The organism is Bacteroides caecigallinarum (assembly GCF_021531075.1).
Lineage (GTDB): Bacteria > Bacteroidota > Bacteroidia > Bacteroidales > Bacteroidaceae > Phocaeicola > Phocaeicola caecigallinarum_B.
Genome location: NZ_JADYTJ010000109.1, coordinates 1 through 2,298, shown reverse-complemented (window position 1 = coordinate 2,298; position 2,298 = coordinate 1). Strand labels below are relative to the sequence as shown.

The following is a 2,298-nucleotide window of genomic DNA, read 5'->3' as shown; positions in this document are numbered from 1 at the left end:
TAGCTCTTGCATGAGCCAGACAGCAGAGATGCTCTATATCCATAAGCTCATTGTCAAGATACATATATACGTTGTAGCCGTCGCTCTGCAGTGATTTGATTTTTGCATCACCAAGGAACTCCTTCAATACATTTCTGTTCCTGCCTCCATGTTTCTGTACACCTTCATCATCCGTTGTATCCTCGTAGAAGAAGATGACTATACGGGCTTTTCTGTTTACCAGACACCACATATAGGTCTTTCGTTTCTTATTGTATGCGTGATAGCGGAGCCATGTCTCGTCCACATTCACGTTCGCACCGTCCTGAAGGGCAATTTTCTTGAGGGCAGGTATCAGCTTGTTCAGCTGCATGGCACCTTTGTCGGCCCAGTTCAGCAGGTTCTGCACAGAAGTGTTCCAGTCCATATCCGACAGACGGTTTTTAGCTTCCCTGTATGCCGGTGTCGACATCTGGAAGCGGTTGAACATAAGATACGAGAGCATGTTTGCCGTAATGCTTGTACCCGGTACAATCTCATTGTAGATGTCAGCCCGGGCGTCATCTTTCATGGGAAGGAACATGCTTTCAATCCTGCCGTCGGCATGCTTTACCTTAAGCACTTCAAAGTGATGTTCCTCAATATGGCTCACGATATTTCTTATTTTACGATAGCTTGATGATATCACTACAGACCCCTCAGGAAGCATTGTATAATCGGACTTGTGTATTATCGGGGTGCCTACACAGTTCTTGTTGTATCTCATCCCTTTTCTATACGGTCTTTCCTTGGAATGAGGAGTGGCCGGAGTATCCTGCGCGTCACATGATGCGGCAGAGTCTGACTGTGGAACTTCACCAGCCGGAGCAGTGGGAGTTCCGTCAAAGTCATCCTTGTCGTCATGCTTTCCTTTTACGACCTTTTTGCGGTCAATGCCTTTAAGGCTTTTGGATGAAGCGTAAGTCTGGTTATTCATAAGTGAAAGACGCTCGACAAGGGCGTTATGCTTTTTCTCAAGCTTTTTGTATTCCTTGTCGCGGAGCTTGCATTCAATGGCAGCCTTCTCTGCCTTGCTGTTTGCCTTAAGCAGGGCATCTGTAAGGGAATCAATCTTACGGTTGGCTTCCTTCAGGTCTTTTCCTATTTCATCAAGTCGTGCTATCATTTCATCAAGCTGCTTGCTCTTGTTCTGATTCTCCTCAAACAGGAACAGGGCGAACCTCTTTATCTGCTCATTATCCATACCTTCAAGGGGTGTATGCTCCTTTTCAGGCCTGTTCATCATCTCTTCAAGATGCTTGCGTCTGAGTGTATTTTCTATGAGCTCTTCCAGTTCCATGTTCTCTAATATTTTATGTAAAGATACTCATTTTCAATGAGATATACAAATATTTAGAGAGTTTTTATCGCTGATTGTCAGAGTTTTATCTTTAAATTCTTATACTCGTTATTACTGGAGTTTCAAGTATCGTGACCAGGTCTTTCCAGTCTATTTTATATACTGTCACATCGTCCTTGCGCTCTATTTTCATGAACTTATAGCCCTTAATGAAAGACTTCTCATGAAGGTAGTAGGCATTGCGCTCATAGTGTATCATACGAACCTTGCGCTGGTCTTTAGACATGAACATGTAAACATCACCATTCAATGGATCACGGTGGTATCGACCTCGGATTATCTCGCATATACGCTGAGCCTTGCATCTCATATCGTGAAGCTCAGGAAGGTAGTAGAAGTTGTGAAGACCGTTGATGCTCAGCATAAGCCCTCCAGTTTCTCTACCAGTGTTTTCAGCCCCTGATAGTCTAAGCCTTTCTTCTGTATGCACAAGCCCCCACGAGTTCTTATCGTCACCATAATGCTTCCTTTATGGGGAGTTGTACGTTTGAGCTTGTCTTTAGCAACCTCCTGACGTTCTTCATTGCCTGTCCGAATCAGCTCTTCCGGAAGTCCTTCAACTTCTACAGGTACAACCTTTTTCTGTGTCTTCTTGAACCAGTCATAGAATGCCGTGTATGGAATATTGTTGCCAATGCAGAACGAGTTGATGGAAACCCCATTGGGCTCACCCTCGGTTTTGTAGAGGAACCACAGTCTTTCAAAATCTTTTTCGCTAAACATAATCTTTCGAGTTTTAAGTTTAGCACGAAGGTATGCGAAAGAGACATGCTAGTCAATACGCCAATTTTGGAAGCTTACTGATTTAGTCCTGATTATTTTATAATTTAAAACCTACGAATATGCAATAATTTGTACTGATGCTTTCATTATACTTATTGTAATAAATTATTCTCTTTTTGTTAGGGAAATACATATTA

The 2,298-nt window shown here is 42.9% G+C and carries 3 protein-coding genes; all 3 read right to left on the bottom strand.

Annotated features, from left to right (window positions below; translation table 11 throughout):
- Window positions 1-1,318, bottom strand: a 1,318-nt coding sequence (locus tag I6E11_RS14455; protein WP_235338811.1) for an IS66 family transposase, incomplete at its 3' end; no start/stop codon positions are given.
- 91 nt (window positions 1,319-1,409) lie between these two features.
- The gene (gene tnpB / locus I6E11_RS14450) at window positions 1,410-1,742 is read right to left on the bottom strand and encodes an IS66 family insertion sequence element accessory protein TnpB (RefSeq protein WP_148330882.1); all 333 of its coding nucleotides are present in this window, start codon (window positions 1,740-1,742) and stop codon (window positions 1,410-1,412) included.
- Entirely contained in the window at window positions 1,736-2,101 is a 366-nt protein-coding gene (locus tag I6E11_RS14445; protein ID WP_204459680.1) for a hypothetical protein, read from the bottom strand. Before I6E11_RS14445 ends, tnpB begins: the two co-directional genes overlap by 7 nt.
- Between the last annotated feature and the right edge of the window lie 197 nt (window positions 2,102-2,298).